The organism is Amphibacillus marinus (genome assembly GCF_900110345.1).
Classification (GTDB): Bacteria; Bacillota; Bacilli; order Bacillales; family Amphibacillaceae; genus Amphibacillus_D; species Amphibacillus_D marinus.
Map to the genome: position 1 here is coordinate 128,936 of NZ_FODJ01000005.1, position 21,659 is coordinate 150,594.

Sequence of the window (21,659 nt, forward strand, 5' to 3'; positions counted from 1 at the left end):
AGAGAGTGGTATCCGTTAGTATATATGATAATTCAAAATTTTTCTTTTTAGCATTTAAACTTGATGAAAATTTTGGTGGTCTAACAAGAGCTATGTTAGACCGTGCAAAAGTTCTTCAGCAAAACAAGCCTGATATAATATTAACAATACTAACATTTTCTTTCCACCCTGACTTTGTTGAAAATGCTAATAAAGTAAGATCTCTTTATCATTTCCCTGAAAATATAAGGATTTTGAATCTATATAATGAATTAGAATTTTCTAAAGATACTAGGAAACCTATTAATTCTTGGGATGATGATAAGAAATATGTTGTCGAAAAGGTAAAAGGAAAAATGGCTTATAGATACTTCGAAAATGGCCTTTACATTAAGTATAAAAACTTTGAGAAAAATGATAATAAGCTTAAATTAATTGACTTTTTTAATAATAACCGTCAAAGAGTAAAAAGAGAAGAGTATGATTTACAAGGCAATATAAGACGGGTTATTTATTATAGCTTAGATGTAAACCGACCTAAGCAAGAGCTTCTATATACAGAAAACGGCCATTGCTATATAAGTAAATGGTATAATAACAGCGAAGAAAAAAATGTTATTAATAGAATATATCTATTTGATGAAAATGAAGAAATAAAAGAAACTTTTAATTCAAATCTCGAACTAGAAAAATACTGGGTCGAATCTTTGTTAAAAGAAGATATTAAAACATTTATCACTGTTGATGCAAGGCAGATGGATCGACTTGCATTATCATTAGACAAAAGAGATAATATCTTCAAGTTATTTGTAAAGCACAGTATTCATGTTGAGGAGCCTTTTCGCTATGATTCTAATTTGCGGGCAGCAAACAAAGCCGTTTTTAATAACCTATCTGAGGTTGATGCAGTAATCCTTTTAACCGAATATCAAAAAAAGGACGTGGAATCTCGTTTAGGGAAAAGTCATAAGTTATTTGTAATTCCTCATTCTTATAACGGTCGTGTGGTTGATGCTCAAAATGCATCTAAAGATCTGAAAAGAGTTATATCAATTGGGCGCTATCATACAGATAAGAGACTAGACCATCTAGTAAAAGCGTTTGAAATTGTTGTTAAGCATGTTCCGGAGGCAAGGTTGGAGTTGTTTGGTTTTGGTAAGGAGAAAACTAATCTTGAGCAAGAAGTTAAAAGCCTTAACTTGCAACACAATATTAGAATAAATGATGTAACAAATAATGCCCATGTTGAATTTGCCAATTCTGCAATATCTGTACTTACAAGCAGATATGAAGGGTTTGGATTAGTAGTACTAGAGAGCTTAGTTAATGGAACGCCAGTCATTTCTTATGATATAAAATATGGGCCTTCTGATATGATTAAGAACGGCGAAAATGGTTATTTGATTAAAGATGGAGATATTAGGAGCTTAGCATACCGAATTATTAATCTACTTACCAATTCATCAACTTTACAAAAATTCAGTGAAAATGCTCGAGAAACGATTAATGCTTTTTCGAAAGCTAAATTTTTAGATGAGTGGACTAATTTGTTTTCAAAGTTGGATGAGAAGAGAGAAAGACAAAGAAAAGTACAAGATACAGATCTTGAAATTTACAGAATGTCATGGACCGATAACACAGACTTAAAACTAAAAATTAGTGGCCATGTTTATTGGGATACTTTCAATACTTCTGTTAATGCAGAATACTATTGGAGGTTCAGTAATGTCGGTTTACAGAAGCAGATTTATCATAAAGCAGAGATATTTGAGACAGAGAATAAAAAGCTAAAATTCAAGGATATAATTTCTATAAAAAAAATTATTAACCATAATATTTTTCAAGTAGGGGATTGGGTATTATCTCTAGTAGTTAACTCAAATGATAGCACGATAGAATATCAATTGAATGAAGCCAATAAAGCTGATGATTTTATTCAAACTCAAGTTGCCCATGATTTTAAAAATAATTATGTGGTTAAACCTACATTTAGAAAGCATAGCGTTAATTTTAAAATTAATCGAATTAAGCCTGAAGATTTTAATAAGGAAAGCAAGTCCCTGAAGATTGAGATAATTAAAGCAGGATGGCTTAATAAAGGTATCAGTATCTTCAATGTAGCTATTGATTGTCTAATTAATGCTAAGTTAAAAGCTACGCCAGCAAATCTTGGGTTAATACTAAGATTAAAACGAAAAACAGATGATTTTAGTATTTACGATCAAATAAAAAATGTGAAAATTTATAATAAAAGACTTGTATTTGACCATCCTATTAATATGACTGAACCTATTTTTGAACCTTTACTTAATGCTCCATACCAAGAATGGGAGGCAGCACTAATCATTCAGGATGAAGATGATCTATATGAATTTTTAATTAAGAAGGCGTTTTTTAAGCGGGATGTTACGATTGATTTTTTAGAAATTAAATCTAAAAATTACTTAATTAAACCAAGTTTTAAAGGACAACAAGAAGTGCTTACTTTTAAGTGTGAAAGAAAACACTAAATAGGAAATTTAATTTAGATTTAGGTTAATTAGAAAGGAAAAAAAATGAAAAATGTTATTTTAGTATTGAAAGAACAATACGAAAATTTTTATTTAATTAGACGTTTATCTTTCTATGAATTAAAAAGCGCTAATAACAATAATTACCTAGGCATTGCTTGGGAGTTCTTAAATCCACTGATTCAAATCTTAATATATTGGTTTGTTTTTGGATATGGTATTAGGGAAAGGGCAGATATACAAATTAGTGACGGGAGATTTGTTGCTTTCTTACCTTGGATGATAACAGGCTTTATTTTATGGCTGTTGTTTTATCAATCGACTATTTTAGGCTCAAAGTCAATCTTTGTAAGATTAAAAATGCTGTCAAAGATGAATTTTCCAATGAGCATAATCCCTAATATTGTTATGTTCTCACAATTGTATATTCATTTCTTTATGATATCATTAGCAGTAATAGTTCTTTTTATATTTGGATATGGTCTAACCATATACTTTATTCAAATTTTTTACTTTCTTTTTTCGACACTAGTATTTAGTTATGCATTTGCATTGATTACCTCAACACTTTCAACAATAATAAGAGATGTTCATATGTTTTTAAATGCATCACTAAGACTATTACTATATGTATCACCAATTCTTTGGGACTTGTCTGGTTCTGACCTTTCACCATGGATTCACCAGATTATGCGGCTAAATCCATTATTTTATTTAATTGAGGGCTATAGAGCAAGTTTCTTCGGAACAAGCTGGTATCTAATAGAGAACATGGAGTATACCATTTATTTTTGGGGATTAACAATTATTATACTTTTCATTGGTTCAAAAATTCATATAAAATTTAGAAGACATTTAGTTGATTTTCTTTAATAATAGGAAGGTAGCTATGAAAAAATCTATAGAGTTAAACAGAATATCAAAAAAATATAAACTGTATAATAGTCCTAAGGAAAGGATTCTAGATCTCATTTCTCCAAGAAGCTATGGAGAAGACTTCTGGGCCCTCAAAAATGTTAACTTTGAAGCAAATAATGGTGACGTGATTGGATTTGTGGGAATTAACGGTTCAGGAAAGTCTACCTTATCCAATATAATTGCTGGAATTGTTCCACCAACAGAAGGTGAAACCAAAATTAATGGTCAAGTATCACTAATTGCTGTAGCATCAGGGTTAAAGCCTGATCTAAGCGGTCGTGATAACATAGAACTTAAATGTTTAATGTTAGGATTTTCAAAGAAACAAATTAAAGCAATGGAGAGCGAGATTATAGAGTTTGCTGAGATTGAACAATTTATAGATCAACCAATTAAGTCATATTCCAGTGGTATGAAGTCTAGACTAGGCTTTGCTATCTCAGTAATGGTAGATCCAGACATTCTAATTATAGACGAAGCTTTATCGGTCGGTGATAAGGCTTTTGCGACTAAAAGTTTAGCAAAAATGCAAGAGTTTAAAAGTAAAGGAAAAACAATGATCTTTGTCAGCCACTCAATTGCCCAGATGAGAGAATTCTGTGATAAAATACTATGGCTAGAATTCGGCAGAGTTAAAGAGTATGGTGAAGCTAATGAGGTTTTAAATAACTATCATTCCTTTTTAAAAACCTATAAAAAACTTGATAAAAAGGAGAAAAAAGCATATAAATTGGCTAAACTTAAGGAAATAAATTAACTTACTAATGGGGAAATATATGAATGATAAACAAGTTAATATAATGGGGATTCCTTTTACGAATAAAACAAAATATGAATTGGTAAATATTCTAGAGAAAGACCTTATGGTAAGAAAAAAAAGATTTGTTGTAACAGCAAATCCTGAAATTACCTTATATGCCGTTGAGAATCCTGAATACAAAAAGGTTATTTTACAATCTGATTTTATAATAGCAGATGGGATTGGCGTCGTAATAGCATCAAAGTGGGTAAAGACTCCATTGAAAGAAAGGGTTCCCGGTTTTGAACTTATGATGCAATTAATACAAACTGCCGAGAAGAAAGGTTTGTCCTGCTATTTTTTAGGTGCTGAAAAAAAAGTAAATATTAAATTTACTGAGGTAATAAAAGAGATGCACCCAGATCTGGTGATTGCCGGATCACATGATGGCTTTTTTGATATAGAGAATAATGAAGTTATGAATTCCATTTTAGAATCAAAAGCAGACTTAATTTTTGTAGGCTTAGGGATGCCAAGACAGGAGGAATGGATTGCTTCACATATTGATAAATTCGATCAGGGTTTATTCATGGGTGTCGGGGGGAGTTTTGACGTTGTTGCAGGCGCAGTTAAGCGTGCTCCTGAATTCTGGATTAAACTGAATTTAGAATGGATGTATCGACTAATTCGACAGCCTAAACGTTGGAAAAGAATTTTAAAAGTTTTTGAATTTATGCTTAGAATGTTTATTAGTAGTTTAAGTTTAAAGAAAAGATAATGTAATTTAGAATATTATTAATAAATTTAATAGTAAAACTACCTTGAATATTTTATTGGTTTTATAGTAGCTTTCAAATGTAGATAAAAATTAAGGAGAATTTCAATGAAGAATATATTAGTAAGAGCAGGAATGTCACCATTAGATCCTTTTAATGCAGATGAAATATTAATGAATAACTCTATAGGAGGAAACGTTGGGAACCTTGTTTATCAATACAGTGTTTTCCGAACCCTAATGGCACAAGGTGTAAACGTTGAGGCCGATTACTATAGTCAAGATGCTGCTAAAGCTGAAGAATATAACGAAAAGTACGATTGTTATATTATACCATTAGCGGACGCTTTTAGAGAACCGTTTATACCCGCATTGAAAAGATATACCAATCTTATTAAAAAACTAACAATTCCTGTAATAGTAGTTGGTGTAGGTTTAAGAGCTCCCTTTGAACCAAAATTAAATGAAGGATTTCCATTTGATGAGGCTGTTAAAGACTTTGTTAATGCTGTATTGGAAAAGTCTAGCATCATAGGAGTACGTGGTCAAATTACAGCTGATTATTTAACGAGGTTAGGCTTTAGAGAGGGCATAGATCATACGGTGATTGGGTGCCCATCAATGTATACGTTTGGAAGAGAACTTAAGATTAGAGATACTAATATAACAAAAGATTCAAAAATAAGTATTAATTCGTCAAGAATGTCACCGTCGCATGTCCTTGATTTTATTACCAGAGCACAGGAAGAAATTCCGGACTATACGTTTATTCCTCAGTGGCTAAAAGAAATGGAATTAGTTTATACAGGAGCACGTGGAATAGCAAAGCCAAGTGACAATTATCCTGTGCAAATGTCAGATAGAGCTTATATGGAAGATAGAGTTAGATTTTTCTTAAATGTTCCAACTTGGATCGAGTTTCTGCAAAGTGTTGATTTAAGCTTTGGGGCACGTCTACACGGAAATATAACATCAACAATTGCAGGAACACCAAGTATTCTTATTGCCAAGGATGCAAGGATGAGAGAGCTAGCAGAATATCACCAATTAACACATATTACAAAAGACGATATAACCGCTGAGACAAAGCTATTTGATGTTATTAACGAGGTAGATTTTAAGAGCCCAGAAAAGATCCAAGGAAAGAATTTTGATCACTTTATTGATTTCTTAGAAAAAAATGGGTTAAATCACATTTATAAAAATCAGTCAGCTCAAACCTCTTTCTCAGTACCACTAGAGGAAAAGTTAAAATCAATTCGATTACAAGCTCCTTTAAAGACAATTGCTGGCTGTACCTTGGATGAAATGGTTGCTCGTTGGGAATCATATTATCCATTAGTAGATAAAAGAAATGTTAATACAAAAGAAAATTTGGAAAAAATATCTAAAGAACAAAAAGATAAAATAAGAAAGCAAGAGGGTACAATTAAAAAGCAGAAAGGTACCTTAAATAGAAAATCAGTCAAATTAGCCTTAAGAACGGCGAATCTATTCAGTACTACTAAAAAATAGTCGTAATAAAATTATTATTTTTTTAAAAAAACTTTTTTAGAAGTGGCATACCAAAAACAAAAAAAGGGGACCCATCCTAGACCAAGATTGTGGTAGTATTTTTAACCCTTTGCATTAATTAGAGTATACTTATAATAAGATCACTGTAAACTCAAAAAAGAATAGCGAATAGATTATATGTTTATAATCTATTCGCTATTCTTAGATGATTAGCTAATTCTTTAGAAATTATCCGCTTCTTCAGTATCGTTTCCTTCTGTATAACCGAATGTCGGCTCAACTAATCCAAGGTGCTCTTTAAAAACTTGTTGCTTTTCTGCTAAATCTTCCTCATCTAGTTGATAATAATAAGTTCGTGGGTTTTCTGTCCAAAGGTCATTACCAGAGAGGGCATAGGACTCAATGTCAAGCTCACCACTCATACCAAATGAAGTAAAACTCATCATTTCATTAAAGGACATGTTAGTTGTCATATTGTTCCCCACAGCTTGCATTAGGTTTTCCAAATTAAACAGTGTATTAATCGAGACAGCCCGATCAACAATCGCTCTAATAATTTCTTGCTGTCGTTTACCACGTTCAATATCATTATCTAGCTTTCGCGTACGAGCAAGTGCAAGTGCTTCCTCACCATTTAACCATTGCTGACCTGGAAGGAGGTGAATAGCATTTTTAGAATCATTTGAGTCCATTTCTTGAAGCTCATACGGAACATCAACTTGAATACCATCCAATGTATCGACAATATCAATAAAAGCATCGAAATTAACCCGAACCCAGTAATCAATCGGAACATCAAACAGATTTTCTACCGTATCAATTGTGTACTTAATACCGCCATTTGAATGGGCATGGTTAATTTTTGTATATTGTTCCATACCTGGTACATAAACGTAAGAATCACGAGGAATACTAAGCATTTTCACACTTTTTTCTTCTTTGTTAAAGGTAGCAAGAATTAACGCATCTGATAATCCTCTGACTTCACCATAACGCTCTTGGCGAGCCGCTCCTTGATCGACCCCAACAAACAGAATTGATACATCATCAACATCCGGATTAACCTGATCTTCACGAAGATCAGAACCAGAATCTCGTCCATCATCTTCATATGAATCCGTAACTAATTCTTTAGCATTCTGATATAGCATGCCAGCATATGTGACACCTGCTCCAATTATTAACAAAATAGGTATAAGAATAAGGAGGACTTTCTTTCTCTTCTTTTGTTTCTTCTTCCCGATTCTTGTCGTCTTTCTTTTATTGGTCATAAAAAATCTCCTTAATATAAATTCCAAATTTATCTCTTTAGTTTAATATAATATTACTACGAAATAAACAGAAGGTAAAATTATTTTTATATTACATCTACCTTATTAGACGTATACAGACTCAAAAAGTTACTTTAAAGTAGTGATTAGACTCAATTAGCGAGCAAAAAACTTAGCCATTTCGTCCATTTTTAACAATTAAATAAATGTAGATTAACATCGAAATAACGACAAAACCAGCAGCAAAGAGATAAATAAAGTTATAACCCAATGATGAAGCAACTGCCCCAAAGATCATTGCCCCAGCTCCCACACCAAGATCAAAGGAACCGAAAAAGGTAGCATTGGCCATCCCTCTGCGATTTGCTGGTGCGGAATTAATGGCCCATGCTTGTGTTGCCGGCTGGATACTACCAAAGCCTAATCCGTACAAAATACCTGCTAAATAGAGTGCCCATGAACCTGGTAACCAAAACAACGTTACCATCGCAAGGATTACAAGAACTGCTCCAGGCAAGAAGACAGCAATATGCCCTTTTAGATCATAGAGTTTTCCTGAGAAAGTACGAGAAAGGAGAAGGGCTAGCGCATATAGTAAGAAATAATATTCGATGCCAGTAATGCCGCGCTGCTCAGTATAGAGTGGGAGAAACGAAGCAACGCCGCCAAAAGTTGTCGTCACAAAGAATAATAATATTGATGGTTTTACAGCGCTTTTTTCAAAAACATCAAATTTAACCGTTGTCGACTTATTTGGTAAGGCCTCAACTTTTTTATAATTTATTCTAGTCGCCAAGATTAGCGATACAACACCTAGTGAGCCAATGATAAGGAAGAGCTGAAAGAAGCTTAATCGACCAACTAAGGCAAGTCCTAAGGTAGGGCCAAGCGCAAGGGCGAGATTACCTGATAGTCCAAAATAGCCCATTCCTTCGCCACGGCGGGCTTGTGGAATTAAATCAGTAGCAATTGTACCGGTAGCTGTTGTCGACAGCCCCCAGCCAACCCCCTGAACCATACGCATGACAAATAGGAGCATAATTGATGGAATAATGGCATAAGAACCAACTGAAATAACAAAAATAGCAAGACCAAGCATATAAATGAACTGCCTTCCCCTTGTTTCAAGTGCATGTCCTGCATAAGGACGGAACAACAGGGATGATAGTGTAAAAATACCGGTTATTAAGCCAATTATTTGATCCGTTCCGCCAAGCTCTTGGACAAGCAAGGGCAAAGTCGGTAACGTCATTTGAAAGCCTAAGAAAATAAAAAAGTTTGCCGAACAAACCATGGCAAAGTCCTTTGTCCAGATTTTCTCCTGAACGGGAGCTGTTTCTGTTTTTACTTGTATCGCCATGCTGACACCCCTAAACATTTTTCGTTACTCGAAATATATTATATACTAAAATGTTGTGAAAAACACTAGAGAATTCGCATAAGTGACTAGATTTACTATAATTAGATAATGTTTAATGGGATTTATATGAAAATTTTTCTCTGGGCAATGATTGTTTTGCAAAATTAACAAATCGTCAAATCCTAAAATAATCGTTAAAATAAAAGTCTGAGGAGGCGATAGTGATGAAATTTGTACTACCGTTAATGGAGACAGCACTGCACCAGCAGTTAGATGTTTTGCTAAAACGCTATTACTTAAAGGACAAGCTTTATCATCAGATGAACAAGCAATTTCGTCGAGAACAAGCTGGATTTAAGGGAGAGCAACAATTGGACTATCATTTGTCCCTTGCCAAGTTAGCTGATGCTTATAGTCTAGCGAGGGTGAGATTATAAGGGTGTCACCACTATTTTCAAATAGACCGTCTTATCCTAACGGAAACGGTCTGCTTTGTTATTGAAGTGAAAAATTTGATGGGAAGCCTATCAATAAATGATCATCAGCAACTCATTCAACGAATAAACCATGCAAATAAGTACTACCCAAGTCCGCACTTACAGGTTCAACTGCAAGTTTGCCAATTACGCACACTTATTAATGAGCCACTTGCTATCCATCCCCTCGTCGTATTCACACACCCTGATGCCAGCCTTAATTTTGAATACAATCCTGACCTAATAACGCTTCAAGCTTTATCACTCCGAATGAATGAGTTGATGGAGGAATACTCCAACTGTGAAAGTACGACTAACATTAAACAGCTGGCTTTTGATTTAAAGAGTAAGCATAGTAGAAAACATGAAAATTTGTATAATCACTATCAACTTAGTAAGAATCAATTAATTAGCGGTGTCTTTTGTATATGGTGTAGCGAAAAGAAAACCCTGATGACACGAACACATGGAACTTGGCAATGTCCTTCATGTGGCAGGCTAGATAAACTCGCTCATATAGAAGCACTTAAAGATTATGGCTATTTAATTAACAGACTAATTAATAATGAAGAGGCACGCAGCTTTCTTCGTGTCAATTCGCGTTTTACCGTAAGCCGATTACTTAATGATTTGAAACTTGAAAAAATTGGAGAGGGGAAGGGGACTAAATACGATTTAACAAAGCTTTTATAGACGAGGGTGGGTTAATTCGCACCTAAATTGGAATGATCGCCGAAGTAAGAGCGTTCACACCCAAAGCAGAATAGGGGCGAAGTCCGGCAAAATAAGAGCGAACGCACCCATTTATGTGCGTTCGCTCTTAACCAAAACCTCAGCCAATTTAATCACCCGCTGATTGCTACTCCCTCTAAAATCAAGGCTCAAGTCGCGTTCTGCTAAGATAAATGGTCCATCAACGAGAACATCACAATAGCTTAACAGTTCGACATAGTCACCACCCAATTCTAGGAGTTGCTCTAAAGTATAGCCAGTGTAGGCCCAAATATTTTTACCGTGTGCCTTCAATCTACGAGCTACCTCTGCAACTTCGCTAGCCTGAAAGAACGGATCTCCTCCAGATAAAGTCACCTCGCACAGCGGATTACTAAGTACTTCAGCAACAACCTCGTCTACTGTCATTTCACTGCCATTACGAATATTCCAGCTTTCGGGGTTATGGCACCCTTTGCAGAAGTGGGGACAGCCGGCAAAGAAAATAACCGTCCGCAGTCCTTCACCATCAACAACAGAGTCATGAAGAATATTAAGAACACGCATCTGCTTATTTCCCGTGCTTGACGCGCTGACTCTCTTCAGCACGTTTAGCAGTGTTCCATTTTTTCATATCACCAACAAGGTAACCAGTAATGCGACGGATACGCTCAATGTACGCTTCGTCATGATTGCCACATTTCGGGCAACAATCATTAATGATACCGGTATAGCCACATGGTTGACAACGATCGACAGGGTGGTTGATTGAGCCATAGCCAAAGTCGGCGGCAGCCATTGCCTTTACTAGCTTATCAAGCGCGTGAATATTTTTACTTACATCACCGTCACATTCAATATAAGAGATATGACCACCATTACATAGTTTATGAAACGCACCTTCACGATTAATTTTGTCAATTGCACGAATCGAGTAATACACAGGAATATGAAACGAGTTTGTGTAATAATCACGCTCGGTAACACCAGGGATTACACCAAATTCGGCCCGATCGCCTTTAGTAAAGCGGCCCGATAACCCCTCGGCTGGTGTTGCAATTAAAGAAAAATTCAAATCATACTGATCAGCAATCTGATCGACTCGGTCCCGCATAAATTGAACAATTTCATAGCCGAGCTTAAAGGCACGCTCTGATTCTCCATGGTGCTCACCGATTAAGGCGACAAGTGCTTCAGCCAAGCCAATAAAGCCGACACTTAACGTACCTTGTTTTAAAACGTCGCTAAGGTTATCAGTTGGTTTTAGCTGCTCGCTCCCTTTCCAAACCCCTTGCCCATATAAGAAGGAGAAGTGCTGTGCCTGCTTGTGACACTGGAAGTCAAAACGTTCAAGCAATTGTTTGACTACTAAATTGATATAGCCACTTAGTGTATAAAAAAACCCCTCTACCGTTTGCGAGACTAAAGCAATTTTCACTAAATTTATTGACGTAAAAGAAAGATTGCCGCGCTGGATGCTGTTCTCCACTCCATGACGATTAGCCATTACTCGCGTCCGACAGCCCATATAAGATACTTCCGATTCTGGCGTCCCATCGTAATGCTGAACATTGACGCTGGAATCGATAAAGCTAAAGTTAGGAAACAGGCGCTTTGCTGTTGTTTCAAGTGCGAGCTGATACAGGTCGTAGTTTGGCTCGTCAGGTTGGTAATTAATGCCTTGTTTCATTTTGAAAATCTGGATTGGGAAGATTGGCGTTTCGCCATTACCCAAGCCAGCTTTGGTAGCGAGTAATAGATTCTTAATTAGCATTCGACCTTCTACAGAGGTGTCAGTACCATAATTAACGGATACAAACGGGACTTGTCCACCACCACGTGAATGCATGGAATTACAATTATGCACGAACGCTTCACAGGCTTGAAAAACATCTCGATCAGCTTGTTTCCACGCAGCTGCTTCTAAGGCTGTTGCTTCCCATTCTACCGGTAGTTCGGTTAGTCGTCTTTTATGCTTAAGATATGTTTTATGAACATAAGGTGCTAAATCATAATCAATCATTGGGTAGCTCTGACCACCGTGCTGCATGTTTTGATTAGATTGAAAAATAATCGACGATAGCGCCATGGCACTGACAATATCAGCGGGCTCCCGCATGAAGCCGTGTCCAGTATTAAAGCCACCTCGTAAAATTGCTCCAAGCGGAATCTGTGCACAAGTTGTGGTGCCAGTCGGCATAAAATCTAAATCATGCGGATGGATAAAATTGTCGTCCATTGCTTGAACAACATCTGGACTTAAGAGCTGAGTTCGTGCAAAATGTTTAGCTGCCTCTGAACCGAATTTTGACATTTGACCCATTGGAGACTGACCATCGACATTAGCATTTTCTTGAATAAGGTCCTGATTAGAGGAAGAAACAATTTCCGCCAAAGCGGTTAGTAATTGATCTGTATGTAAGTTAGTCATTGTTGGTGTTTGCATAACGATCCACTCCTTGAACTATATATAGTCATTAAAAAAATGATTCAATACAAGATGTTGTATTGAATCATAGTTTAGCACACTATTTTTTTGCTGAACAGTTGCAGTTATTATGCAAGAACCGGCAAAAGACCAACAAGTCTAGAAGTTATCTGCTTTCACGTGATTGTGTCAATTTTGTGACGGATAACAGTCGGTTAAAACAACGGATTCATAAATTGGGTCATGAGTGCATCACCAAGTAAAGCGATGATAATAAATGAGCCAACGACTGTAAGAATAATGGCATGATACATGTCGAATTTGTGCTCAGTAGCCGACGTTTCTTTAATGGTAAACAGCGTTGCGACACTGGAAAACAATAACAGTGTAACGGCAATACTAAAGAAGATTGAGCTCAATGTAAACAGTTCGAGCAGAACAAGCGGAATGGCAATTAAAGCTAGAATAGTTGGGATCACCAGAAAGACACTAAAGCGTGCTAGGATGGCGACAAAGCTAATCGTTGCTTTGAATAGCCTGACCACAAGAAACTTAACGACTACCATTAATACGAGAATGAGCATTAATAAAAAGGTCGGTACCATAACCGCATCCCACAAGGAAGGGGTGCCAAACACATCTAAGAAGCCACGGGGCATAAAGTATGTTTGTAACGGAACCGATATTGCAAAGATAATAACCGTAATAATAGCGTTAATCATATGTGTCAGACCATCTGATGTTTGCTTGCTTGCCTCATAGGGATTCTTAATTGCTTTAGGTAAGAATGTCCAATAATCCTTTGCCACCTTCTTTACGTGCTCAACAAACGGATTAGGCTCTGAAGGCGCTTGTTGTTGCTGCTCTTGTTCGGTTTCATAAGGAACAGGTTCTTCAGTTGAAAAATCCTCTGTAATGGCTGCCTCCTCTGCATGCGGTGAAACCTGCTGACCATTCTCGTATGTAATGTCTTCTTCCTCGGGAGGGTAGTGTTTGTTTTCCATAAATCATTCACTCCTTAACAGATCATAGTTAATAGCTACCTCACTATCTGTAAATTCCCAATTGTAGAATGTATTAAACGTGTATCGTTAAAAACACTGCAAAATGCTTAAGGGAATGATCTCCAAGGGTCATTAGAACTAGCGCATTTGGTTACTCGCTATTTGTAAAAGTATCTGGACGGCCAAGATAGAAGCCCTGACCAAAGGCAACGTTAAGTTTACGAGCGGCCAAATATTCCTGTTCTGTTTCAATCCCTTCTAAGATAAGTTGCATCCCCTGACTTTCGCAAAATGAATGAAATAGCCGTAACAAGGCTTGTTTTCGTTCATGATTGTGCAACTGAGCACTAAATAAGCGATCTAATTTAATAAAATCAGCTTCAATATTTATTAAGGCATTAAAATTAGCATAGCCCTTGCCAACATCATCTAAGGCAATTGAAAAGCCAAACTGTTTGAGAAGCTTAATACGTTGGAAAAAAGTCGGACTATTAATTTGTTCGGCCTCCGAAATTTCAATGACCAGTTGCTCAGGCTCAAGCTTGGCTTGTTGAATGGTCTGCTGGATAAAGGTCAGGAAGCGATCATCTAGCAAGGTCGATGGATAGGCGTTGATGAATAGCCGCTGATCTTTTACATGCTGGGCTGCTGCAAAAACCTGAATTGCTTTTTGCATTGAGGCAGTGTCCAGGTCAAATAAGCGGTGAACCTGCTTGGCGGCCGCAAATGCACACTCTGGATTTGGATAAGCTGAGGAACGATACAGGGCCTCATAGCCAATATATTGCTGGCGAGGTAAGTATATAATAGGTTGAAAATGATGCGAAAAGCTCGTCTCATTAATGTGCTGATTAATTGTCACTTAGAACCACCTCTTAACCGCTATTTATCACCAAGTCTTTATTACTGTAAGTATAACAAAAATATAAGATAAGCCAATCATGATAAAACAATTAGAATCAATATACCCAAGTACTTTAGGGAAATAAAATGACTTTTGTCGCAATTCAAAAAAGATTATTGTAAATTATATTAAATTGACTTTTATTCTGACCAATTTAATAGTTAAGTATGTTATAATACTTTCTATGTGAAGATGTAGAAAAGAGATTTGATCAGGAGGAACACTATTCATGGAAGAAACGATTTCAATAAAAGAAATTGCGCAAGTAATCAGGAAACGAATAGGTATGATCATCGTGCTAACTTTGGGTGCAGCATTAATAAGTGGTGTGGTGACATTCTTTATGATTACCCCTATCTATCAATCCAGCTCGCAATTTTTAGTAAACCAAAATAATCCACAAAGTGATCGAGCTGTTGAGTTAAACGATATCCGCACAAATGTAGAAATAATTAATACGTATAATGAAATTATTAAAAGTAATCGTATTTTAGATCAAGTTGTTCAAGAATTAGATTTAACCATTTCTTCTGGCACTTTAAGTGGTAAGATCTCGGTCAGTAATGCGAATAATTCACAGGTTGTGACGGTAACGGCTACCGATCCTGATCCAGCAATGGCTGTGTTACTTGCTAATACTGTTGTCGAAGTTTTTCAGGACCAGATTGATGATTTAATGAATGTTGATAATGTTAATATCTTAAATGAAGCACAACTAGCAGCAAGCCCATCACCAGTTAGTCCAAACCTAACCCTTAATATTGCCATTGCGCTTGTTTTGGGTGCTATGGTTGGTGTTGGCTTAGCCTTCTTAATTGAATTTTTAGATAACACGGTTAAGACTGAGGATGACGTTGAAAAGACGCTTGGCTTACCTGTGATCGGTGTTATTTCTCATATTAGTGACCGAGAATTGACGACAGTTAAAAATCAAAATGTTACCCATGTAGCAAGAGAAAGGGGTGGTTTTAGTGGCAAGGCAGCGAAAAGGACCAGCTAATAATACGATTAGACATTTAATTACCAAGCTAAACCCGCGGTCACCTATTTCAGAGCAGTATCGGACCATTCGAACAAATTTACAGTTTGCTGCTGTTGATGAGCAGCTCAATACGATGCTCGTTACGTCTGCTGGTCCAGCAGAAGGTAAATCGTCAACAGTTGCTAACTTATCAATCGTCTTTGCTCAGCAAGGAAAACGCGTATTACTTGTAGATGCTGATATGCGGAAACCAACTGTTCATTACACATTTCGAGTAGACAATCGTCGTGGTTTAAGTAGTGTCTTAGTCGGAGAATTAGAATTAGATGAAGCGTTGACTAAATCTGATATTGAGAACCTTGATATCTTACCTTCTGGTCCAATCCCGCCCAATCCATCTGAATTACTCGGGTCAAATGCAATGCGCAAACTTCTTGAACTTGCTAAACAGCATTATGACCTAATTATATTTGATACCCCACCCGTACTAGCGGTAACTGATGCGCAGATTCTTGCTAATGAAGTAGATGGATCGTTACTCGTGGTCAGAAGTAAGCAAACCGAACAAGATGCTGCCGTTAAGGCAAAGGAATTGTTAACCCCAGCTAAATCAAAGCTACTCGGCGTTGTATTAAATGATCGAGAAGTAACGAAGAACCAATATTATTATTATGGTGAATAATGTCTGACGCACACTTCTAGAAGTGTGCGTCATTTAAATACGAGCGAACGCACTAATTTATCAACTTTCGCTCGAAATTGTTATTTTCAGCTCATAAAGTATTTTTTCGCACTTAAATACGAGCGTTCGCTCTCAATTTAGTTTAAGAGCGATCTTTAGCAATTTAGGAGCGAAATAGATTAATTAGGTGCGAACGCAGTTAATTAAGTGAACCCTATCAAATATATAATGGCTATTGATTAATCGATTGAATCCCCTTATAATTGAAACGATGAAAAAAGTATAGAGCACAAGCCTTCAAGGGGAGCTAAGTGAAGTTAGCTGAGAGTGAACACAATTGTTCTTACCCTCTGAACCTGTTAGTTAGTACTAGCGTAGGGATGGATGGCATTTTTTTTGCAATGCAAATGGATCCTCCATCAGGAAGCAGATCTTTGTGTTGCTTTTTTTATTGAAAAAAATAAAAAGGAGAGATTATTCAATGGAAACAAAGCGGACGTTATTTTTAATTGAGGTGGCCATTTTTTCTGCCTTAGCACTTGTACTTGATTTGCTCCCGTTATCGTTTAAAGTTTGGGGGCAGGGGGGATCGGTATCTTTTGCCATGATTCCAATTTTTATTGTTGCATTTCGATGGGGACTGAAAGGTGGGTTATTAGCTGGCCTACTATACAGTATTCTCCAAATGGCTATTGGAGACGCCTATATTGTTCATTGGGCACAGGCATTGCTTGATTATCCAATTGCCTTTACCGTCCTAGGTCTTGCCGGTCTCTTTGCACCGGCTGTGCAGGCTGCACTAAAGGCAGACAATATAAGTAAATTTATTATGCTTGTGAGCGCTGGTGTTTTTGTCGGCACTAGTTTCCGATTTATCGCGCATTATGCAGCAGGCATCGTCTTTTTTGCTGCTTTTAGTGGGGATATGAATCCATGGTTATATTCACTTGTCTATAATGGTTCATTCTTATTACCGTCAGCCATTATTAATATTGTAGCAGTAAGCTTCTTATTTAATAAACGACCTAAGCTTGTTGCTGTTGCTGCTTAATTTCACCTGTGAACCGCTCCGTCTACTATACGGCGTGAGCGGTTTATTTGAATTTAATGCTTTCTTTTTTTGAAATACCCGTTAGCAAACTTTTAATTAATTTAATAAAAGCCTCACCAATCTCATAGAATAGTAAATTAGCTTAGCGTTACGGTAGTTTAAACCTAATAAGTCATTAAATTGTTAAAAATACATAGACTTTTTAAAAAAGACTTTAATTTTTATAGTTAATTAGTAATGGTTCGTGTATATTTAGAAAGTCAGCTGAAAGAATAGTGTAAAGCGATTGATATTACCCAAGCAGCTGCGAATGCAGCACCTGAAATGATAAGATAATGAACAAGCTTCATTACCTAATGGACACCAAGAGTCTATTTAAATAATCGGTAGATTACTTATTGAATCACATGTTTATCATAGTTTAATTACGGGTAAATAAATAACTCACCCTTATGAAGGTGATTATGTTGACGCGTGACCCTTTTTTGTATCAAAAGTAAAAAAACTTTAGAACTATTTTCTGTAATAATTGTAATATTCTAAAAGCTTATCCCACCATTGAATTGGCATCTAATTGAGATAAATATAATTAGATAGGCTTGGTTATAAGGAATTTTACACAAGTTAAACTAGGTCTTAATCATTAAATTTAACGAGAATCTTACAGGAATTTGTCATCCCAAATCTTTCTTTTACAGAGTGAACCTGCTATAATTCTAGTATTGACTTAAAAAAAGTCGAAGAAGGAGAGGTGTTCTGCATGATCGACATTCATTGTCATATATTGCCTGGTCTGGATGATGGCGCGAAACATATGGAAGAAAGTCTTTCGATGGCCCGAGCCGCAATAAATGAAGGTATACACACTATAATTGCAACACCTCATCATAAAAATGGAAGTTACGAGAATGATCGAGAAGCTATTATTAAAGAAGTAGCTTATTTAAATGAAAGCTTAGCTTATGAAAATATCCCGTTAACAATTTTGCCAGGACAAGAAATTCGAATTCATGGCGAGATGATAAATGGTATTCAAACTGGGGAGCTTATGACTTTAAACGAATCAACACGATACGCTTTTGTTGAGCTACCTACTAATCACATTCCCCGTTATACAACACAACTACTCTTTGACCTTCAGGTTCATGATTTAATTCCTATTATTGTTCATCCTGAACGTAATACCGAATTGCTTGAACACCCGAATAGACTGTATGAATTTGTCCGTAATGGGGCATTAACGCAAGTCACCGCAGCAAGTACAATTGGTAAATTTGGAAAGAAAACCATGAAATTCTCACACGAATTAATTGAATATAATTTAACGCATTTTATTGCATCTGATGCGCATAACTTACGCTCGCGTAGCTTTATGATGGCAGCAGCTATTAACCAGCTTGAGGCGAAATTTGGTCAGCAAACAGTTTATAAACTATTAGACAATGCTGAGCTTCTAGTGGATGGCCAGACAGTTTTTGCTGAAGAGCCACAAAGAATTGAGCGTAAGAAATTCTTTGGTCTTTTCTAAATAAAGTTTATTCTAAAGAATAAGGGAGTTGTATATATAATGAAGAAAGTAAAAAAAGCGATTATTCCAGCAGCGGGCTTAGGCACACGTTTTCTGCCGGCAACGAAAGCAATGCCAAAGGAAATGTTACCAATTGTTGATAAGCCAACCATTCAATATATTGTTGAAGAGGCGGTAGCTTCAGGAATTGAGGACATTATTATTGTAACCGGTAAAGGGAAGCGGGCCATTGAGGATCACTTTGATTTTGCCCCTGAACTAGAACAAAATTTACGAGAAAAGAACAAATTAGACTTATTACATAAGGTAGAACAATCTACTAATCTAGCGGATATTCATTATATTCGTCAAAAAGAGCCTAAAGGTCTTGGCCATGCGGTCTGGTGCGCACGAAAATTTATTGGTGATGAACCATTTGCTGTTTTACTAGGAGATGACATTGTTGAAAGTGATGTTCCTTGTCTAAAGCAGATGATAAATCGCTATGAAGAGACAGAATCTTCTATTATTGGTGTGCAACAAGTGCCAGAAACAGAAACGCATCGCTATGGTGTTGTTGATCCAGAAAGTCAAAACGGAAAGCTGTACGAGGTTAATCACTTTGTCGAGAAGCCAGAGCAAGGAACGGCACCGTCTAATTTGGCGATTATGGGTCGCTATGTCTTTACCCCTGAAATATTCCGCTTCTTGGACCGGCAACAAGTTGGAGCAGGCGGTGAGATTCAGCTAACGGATGCGATACAAATGCTAAATGAAATCCAAAAGGTCTATGCGTATGACTTTGATGGCATAAGACACGACGTTGGGGAGACGTTTGGTTTTGTTAAGACGACAATTGAGTTTGCCTTGAAGAATAAAGAGATTGGTCAGGATGTTAAGGACCTTGTTATTGGGTTAGCAGAGCAATATAAAATTACTCAGTAAGATAATTGCCACCTGAGTATATTACATATTTGACAGATTAGGAGTGTAAGTTAGATGTCTTATCAAAAAAGAATGCTAATGCTCGTCTTATTAGATTCGATAATTGTGGCGGCAACGATCTACCTCGCGTCATGGATTGTCTACCCATCAATGATGAACGTATGGGCGTTAGATACCTTAATCATTAGCTCACTTGCACTGTTGGGTTTTCATCATCTGTTTGCTTATGTTTTTAAGCTTTACCATAAGGTGTGGGCATATGCAAGCATTAATGAGTTAAAGGCGATCGTACTTGCTGTTACACTATCGATTAGTTCAACGGCTATTATTCAGTTTTTTTATAATAATTTTATGCTTTATCGTCGTGCTTTATTGGTAACGTGGTTGTTGTATTTGGCCTTTATTGGCGGGTCAAGATTTGTTTGGCGGATCATTCGTGATCGCTACATTAGAAGTGATAATAAGTATAAGCGCACTTTAATTGTTGGTGCGGGCGATGCGGGGGCAATGATCGCACGAAAATTGACCCATGGTCCAAACGATACAAATCTTTTTCCCGTAGCTTTTGTTGATGACGATAAAAATAAACAGAAAATGCACATTTATAATATTCCTGTTTTAGGCACAACGAAAGATGTTGAAGCCATTGTAATAGCGGAAAAAATTGATCATATAGTCATTGCAATTCCCTCGCTAAGAAATGGTGAATTGACTGAGATTGTGGCAAGATGTAACGATACAGATGCTAAGGTGAAGATTTTACCGAAGCTTGAGGACCTTGCTTCTGGTCGAGTATCGGTAAGTACTTTACGTAACGTTGACGTTGAGGATGTACTTGGTCGTAAGCCCGTTAAGCTTGATATTCAGGCCATATCTGAATATGTTGAAAATAAAACGGTTATGGTAACCGGCGCAGGTGGCTCAATTGGATCAGAAATATGTCGCCAGCTGATGACATTTAACCCGAGTCGCATAGTATTAGTCGGTCATGGTGAATTTAGCATTTATTCAATTGATATGGAGCTGCGTAGGACTTTTTCTGAGACACAAACCGATTTTATACCGATTATTGGCGATGTTCAGGATCGAGACCGGATTTTTAATATTGTCGAAGCCTATCAACCAGAAGTTATTTACCACGCTGCTGCACACAAACATGTGCCATTAATGGAGTATAATCCGCATGAAGCAATTAAGAATAATGTCATTGGGACGAAGAATGTTGCTGAAGCGGCTGAGTATTATCAGATTAACACTTTTGTATTAGTCTCAACTGACAAAGCGGTTAACCCAACCAATGTCATGGGAGCGACAAAGCGGGTGGCTGAAATGATTGTTCAGGATTTAGCAATGCGTAGCAGTAAAACAAAATTTGTTGCCGTCAGGTTTGGTAATGTACTAGGCAGTCGTGGTTCTGTTATTCCCTTATTCAAAAAACAAATTGAACAAGGTGGTCCAGTTACCGTTACACATCCAGATATGACGCGCTATTTCATGACCATTCCAGAAGCATCAAGACTCGTTATTCAGGCCGGGACACTAGCAAAAGGCGGCGAAATCTTTGTGCTCGATATGGGTAAGCCCGTTAAAATTGTTGATTTAGCAAAAAACCTTATTAAACTATCGGGCTATTCACTAGATGAGATCCCCATTGAATATTCGGGAATTCGTCCTGGTGAGAAGATGTTTGAAGAATTATTAGGTGAAGATGAAGTCCTTCCAGGAGAAGTGTATGAGAAGATTTATGTTGGTCGAACACACGCTGTCGATACTTCTGAACTGATTAAATTAATTCACCGTTTTGATAGTTACAATAACAAAAAGTTAAAAGAAGCATTAATGGAGATCGTGTACGCAGAGTCAAAGGCTAAAACTAGTATTTCATAAAAGGGGTATTCAATC

19 protein-coding genes and 1 riboswitch are annotated in these 21,659 nt (G+C 36.7%); of the genes, 13 read left to right on the plus strand and 6 right to left on the minus strand.

Annotated features, from left to right (window positions below; all coding sequences use genetic code 11):
- Positions 1–5 precede the first annotated feature (5 nt).
- From BM000_RS08750 to BM000_RS08770, 5 genes are all read left to right on the plus strand, one after another.
- Complete coding sequence (locus BM000_RS08750; RefSeq protein ID WP_091496972.1) at positions 6–2,489, plus strand: glycosyltransferase; 2,484 nt, start codon at positions 6–8, stop codon at positions 2,487–2,489.
- A 45-nt stretch (positions 2,490–2,534) separates the two neighbouring features.
- Positions 2,535–3,362 carry an ABC transporter permease gene (locus BM000_RS08755; protein ID WP_091496975.1) on the plus strand — a complete coding sequence of 276 codons (828 nt, stop codon included), beginning with the start codon at positions 2,535–2,537 and terminating at the stop codon, positions 3,360–3,362.
- Between the two features lie 16 nt (positions 3,363–3,378).
- Positions 3,379–4,164, plus strand: coding sequence for a teichoic acids export ABC transporter ATP-binding subunit TagH (gene tagH, locus BM000_RS08760; RefSeq protein ID WP_091497162.1), 786 nt, complete (start codon positions 3,379–3,381; stop codon positions 4,162–4,164).
- 19 nt (positions 4,165–4,183) lie between these two features.
- Positions 4,184–4,924, plus strand: a complete 741-nt coding sequence (locus BM000_RS08765; protein WP_091496977.1) for a WecB/TagA/CpsF family glycosyltransferase — start codon at positions 4,184–4,186, stop codon at positions 4,922–4,924.
- A 105-nt stretch (positions 4,925–5,029) separates the two neighbouring features.
- Positions 5,030–6,436: a polysaccharide pyruvyl transferase family protein gene (locus BM000_RS08770; protein ID WP_091496979.1), complete on the plus strand. Its 1,407-nt coding sequence runs from the start codon at positions 5,030–5,032 to the stop codon at positions 6,434–6,436.
- 221 nt (positions 6,437–6,657) lie between these two features.
- Here BM000_RS08770 and BM000_RS08775 read toward each other — a convergent pair whose 3' ends face one another.
- Positions 6,658–7,707, minus strand: a complete 1,050-nt coding sequence (locus BM000_RS08775; RefSeq protein WP_091496981.1) for an LCP family protein — start codon at positions 7,705–7,707, stop codon at positions 6,658–6,660.
- Positions 7,708–7,879: 172 nt separating this feature from the next.
- Positions 7,880–9,067: an MFS transporter gene (locus tag BM000_RS08780; RefSeq protein WP_091496983.1), complete on the minus strand. Its 1,188-nt coding sequence runs from the start codon at positions 9,065–9,067 to the stop codon at positions 7,880–7,882.
- Between the two features lie 224 nt (positions 9,068–9,291).
- Here BM000_RS08780 and BM000_RS08785 point away from each other — a divergent pair, with 224 nt between their 5' ends.
- Both BM000_RS08785 and BM000_RS08790 read left to right on the plus strand, forming a co-directional pair.
- Complete coding sequence (locus BM000_RS08785; RefSeq protein ID WP_091496986.1) at positions 9,292–9,504, plus strand: hypothetical protein; 213 nt, start codon at positions 9,292–9,294, stop codon at positions 9,502–9,504.
- Positions 9,505–9,525: 21 nt separating this feature from the next.
- Complete coding sequence (locus BM000_RS08790) at positions 9,526–10,236, plus strand: nuclease-related domain-containing protein (protein ID WP_091496989.1); 711 nt, start codon at positions 9,526–9,528, stop codon at positions 10,234–10,236.
- 111 nt (positions 10,237–10,347) lie between these two features.
- On the opposite strand, the gene nrdG is transcribed toward BM000_RS08790, so the two are convergent.
- The 4 genes from nrdG to BM000_RS08810 all read right to left on the minus strand — a co-directional run bounded on the left by nrdG (position 10,348) and on the right by BM000_RS08810 (position 14,548).
- Complete coding sequence (nrdG, locus tag BM000_RS08795; protein ID WP_091496991.1) at positions 10,348–10,821, minus strand: anaerobic ribonucleoside-triphosphate reductase activating protein; 474 nt, start codon at positions 10,819–10,821, stop codon at positions 10,348–10,350.
- 4 nt (positions 10,822–10,825) lie between these two features.
- Complete coding sequence (locus tag BM000_RS08800) at positions 10,826–12,700, minus strand: anaerobic ribonucleoside triphosphate reductase (RefSeq protein ID WP_091496993.1); 1,875 nt, start codon at positions 12,698–12,700, stop codon at positions 10,826–10,828.
- 197 nt (positions 12,701–12,897) lie between these two features.
- Positions 12,898–13,686, minus strand: a complete 789-nt coding sequence (locus BM000_RS08805; protein ID WP_091496995.1) for a DUF6574 domain-containing protein — start codon at positions 13,684–13,686, stop codon at positions 12,898–12,900.
- Between the two features lie 151 nt (positions 13,687–13,837).
- A complete protein-coding gene (locus BM000_RS08810; RefSeq protein WP_091496997.1) occupies positions 13,838–14,548 on the minus strand; it encodes an EAL domain-containing protein in 711 nt (236 codons plus the stop codon).
- Positions 14,549–14,819: 271 nt separating this feature from the next.
- On the opposite strand from BM000_RS08810, the gene BM000_RS08815 reads away from it, so the two are divergent.
- The 6 genes from BM000_RS08815 to BM000_RS08840 all read left to right on the plus strand — a co-directional run bounded on the left by BM000_RS08815 (position 14,820) and on the right by BM000_RS08840 (position 21,644).
- Positions 14,820–15,590 (plus strand): YveK family protein, encoded by a 771-nt coding sequence (locus BM000_RS08815; RefSeq protein ID WP_091496999.1) that lies wholly within the window; start codon positions 14,820–14,822, stop codon positions 15,588–15,590.
- Complete coding sequence (locus tag BM000_RS08820) at positions 15,562–16,254, plus strand: CpsD/CapB family tyrosine-protein kinase (RefSeq protein WP_091497001.1); 693 nt, start codon at positions 15,562–15,564, stop codon at positions 16,252–16,254. The genes BM000_RS08815 and BM000_RS08820 overlap by 29 nt, the downstream gene beginning before the upstream one ends.
- 290 nt (positions 16,255–16,544) lie before the next feature.
- Positions 16,545–16,652, plus strand: a riboswitch (TPP riboswitch).
- Between the two features lie 83 nt (positions 16,653–16,735).
- A complete protein-coding gene (gene thiT / locus BM000_RS08825; RefSeq protein WP_091497003.1) occupies positions 16,736–17,305 on the plus strand; it encodes an energy-coupled thiamine transporter ThiT in 570 nt (189 codons plus the stop codon).
- Between the two features lie 760 nt (positions 17,306–18,065).
- The gene (locus BM000_RS08830) at positions 18,066–18,833 is read left to right on the plus strand and encodes a tyrosine-protein phosphatase (RefSeq protein ID WP_091497005.1); all 768 of its coding nucleotides are present in this window, start codon (positions 18,066–18,068) and stop codon (positions 18,831–18,833) included.
- Between the two features lie 39 nt (positions 18,834–18,872).
- The gene (galU, locus tag BM000_RS08835) at positions 18,873–19,757 is read left to right on the plus strand and encodes a UTP--glucose-1-phosphate uridylyltransferase GalU (RefSeq protein WP_091497007.1); all 885 of its coding nucleotides are present in this window, start codon (positions 18,873–18,875) and stop codon (positions 19,755–19,757) included.
- A 54-nt stretch (positions 19,758–19,811) separates the two neighbouring features.
- The gene (locus BM000_RS08840) at positions 19,812–21,644 is read left to right on the plus strand and encodes a polysaccharide biosynthesis protein (RefSeq protein WP_091497009.1); all 1,833 of its coding nucleotides are present in this window, start codon (positions 19,812–19,814) and stop codon (positions 21,642–21,644) included.
- Positions 21,645–21,659 lie beyond the last annotated feature (15 nt).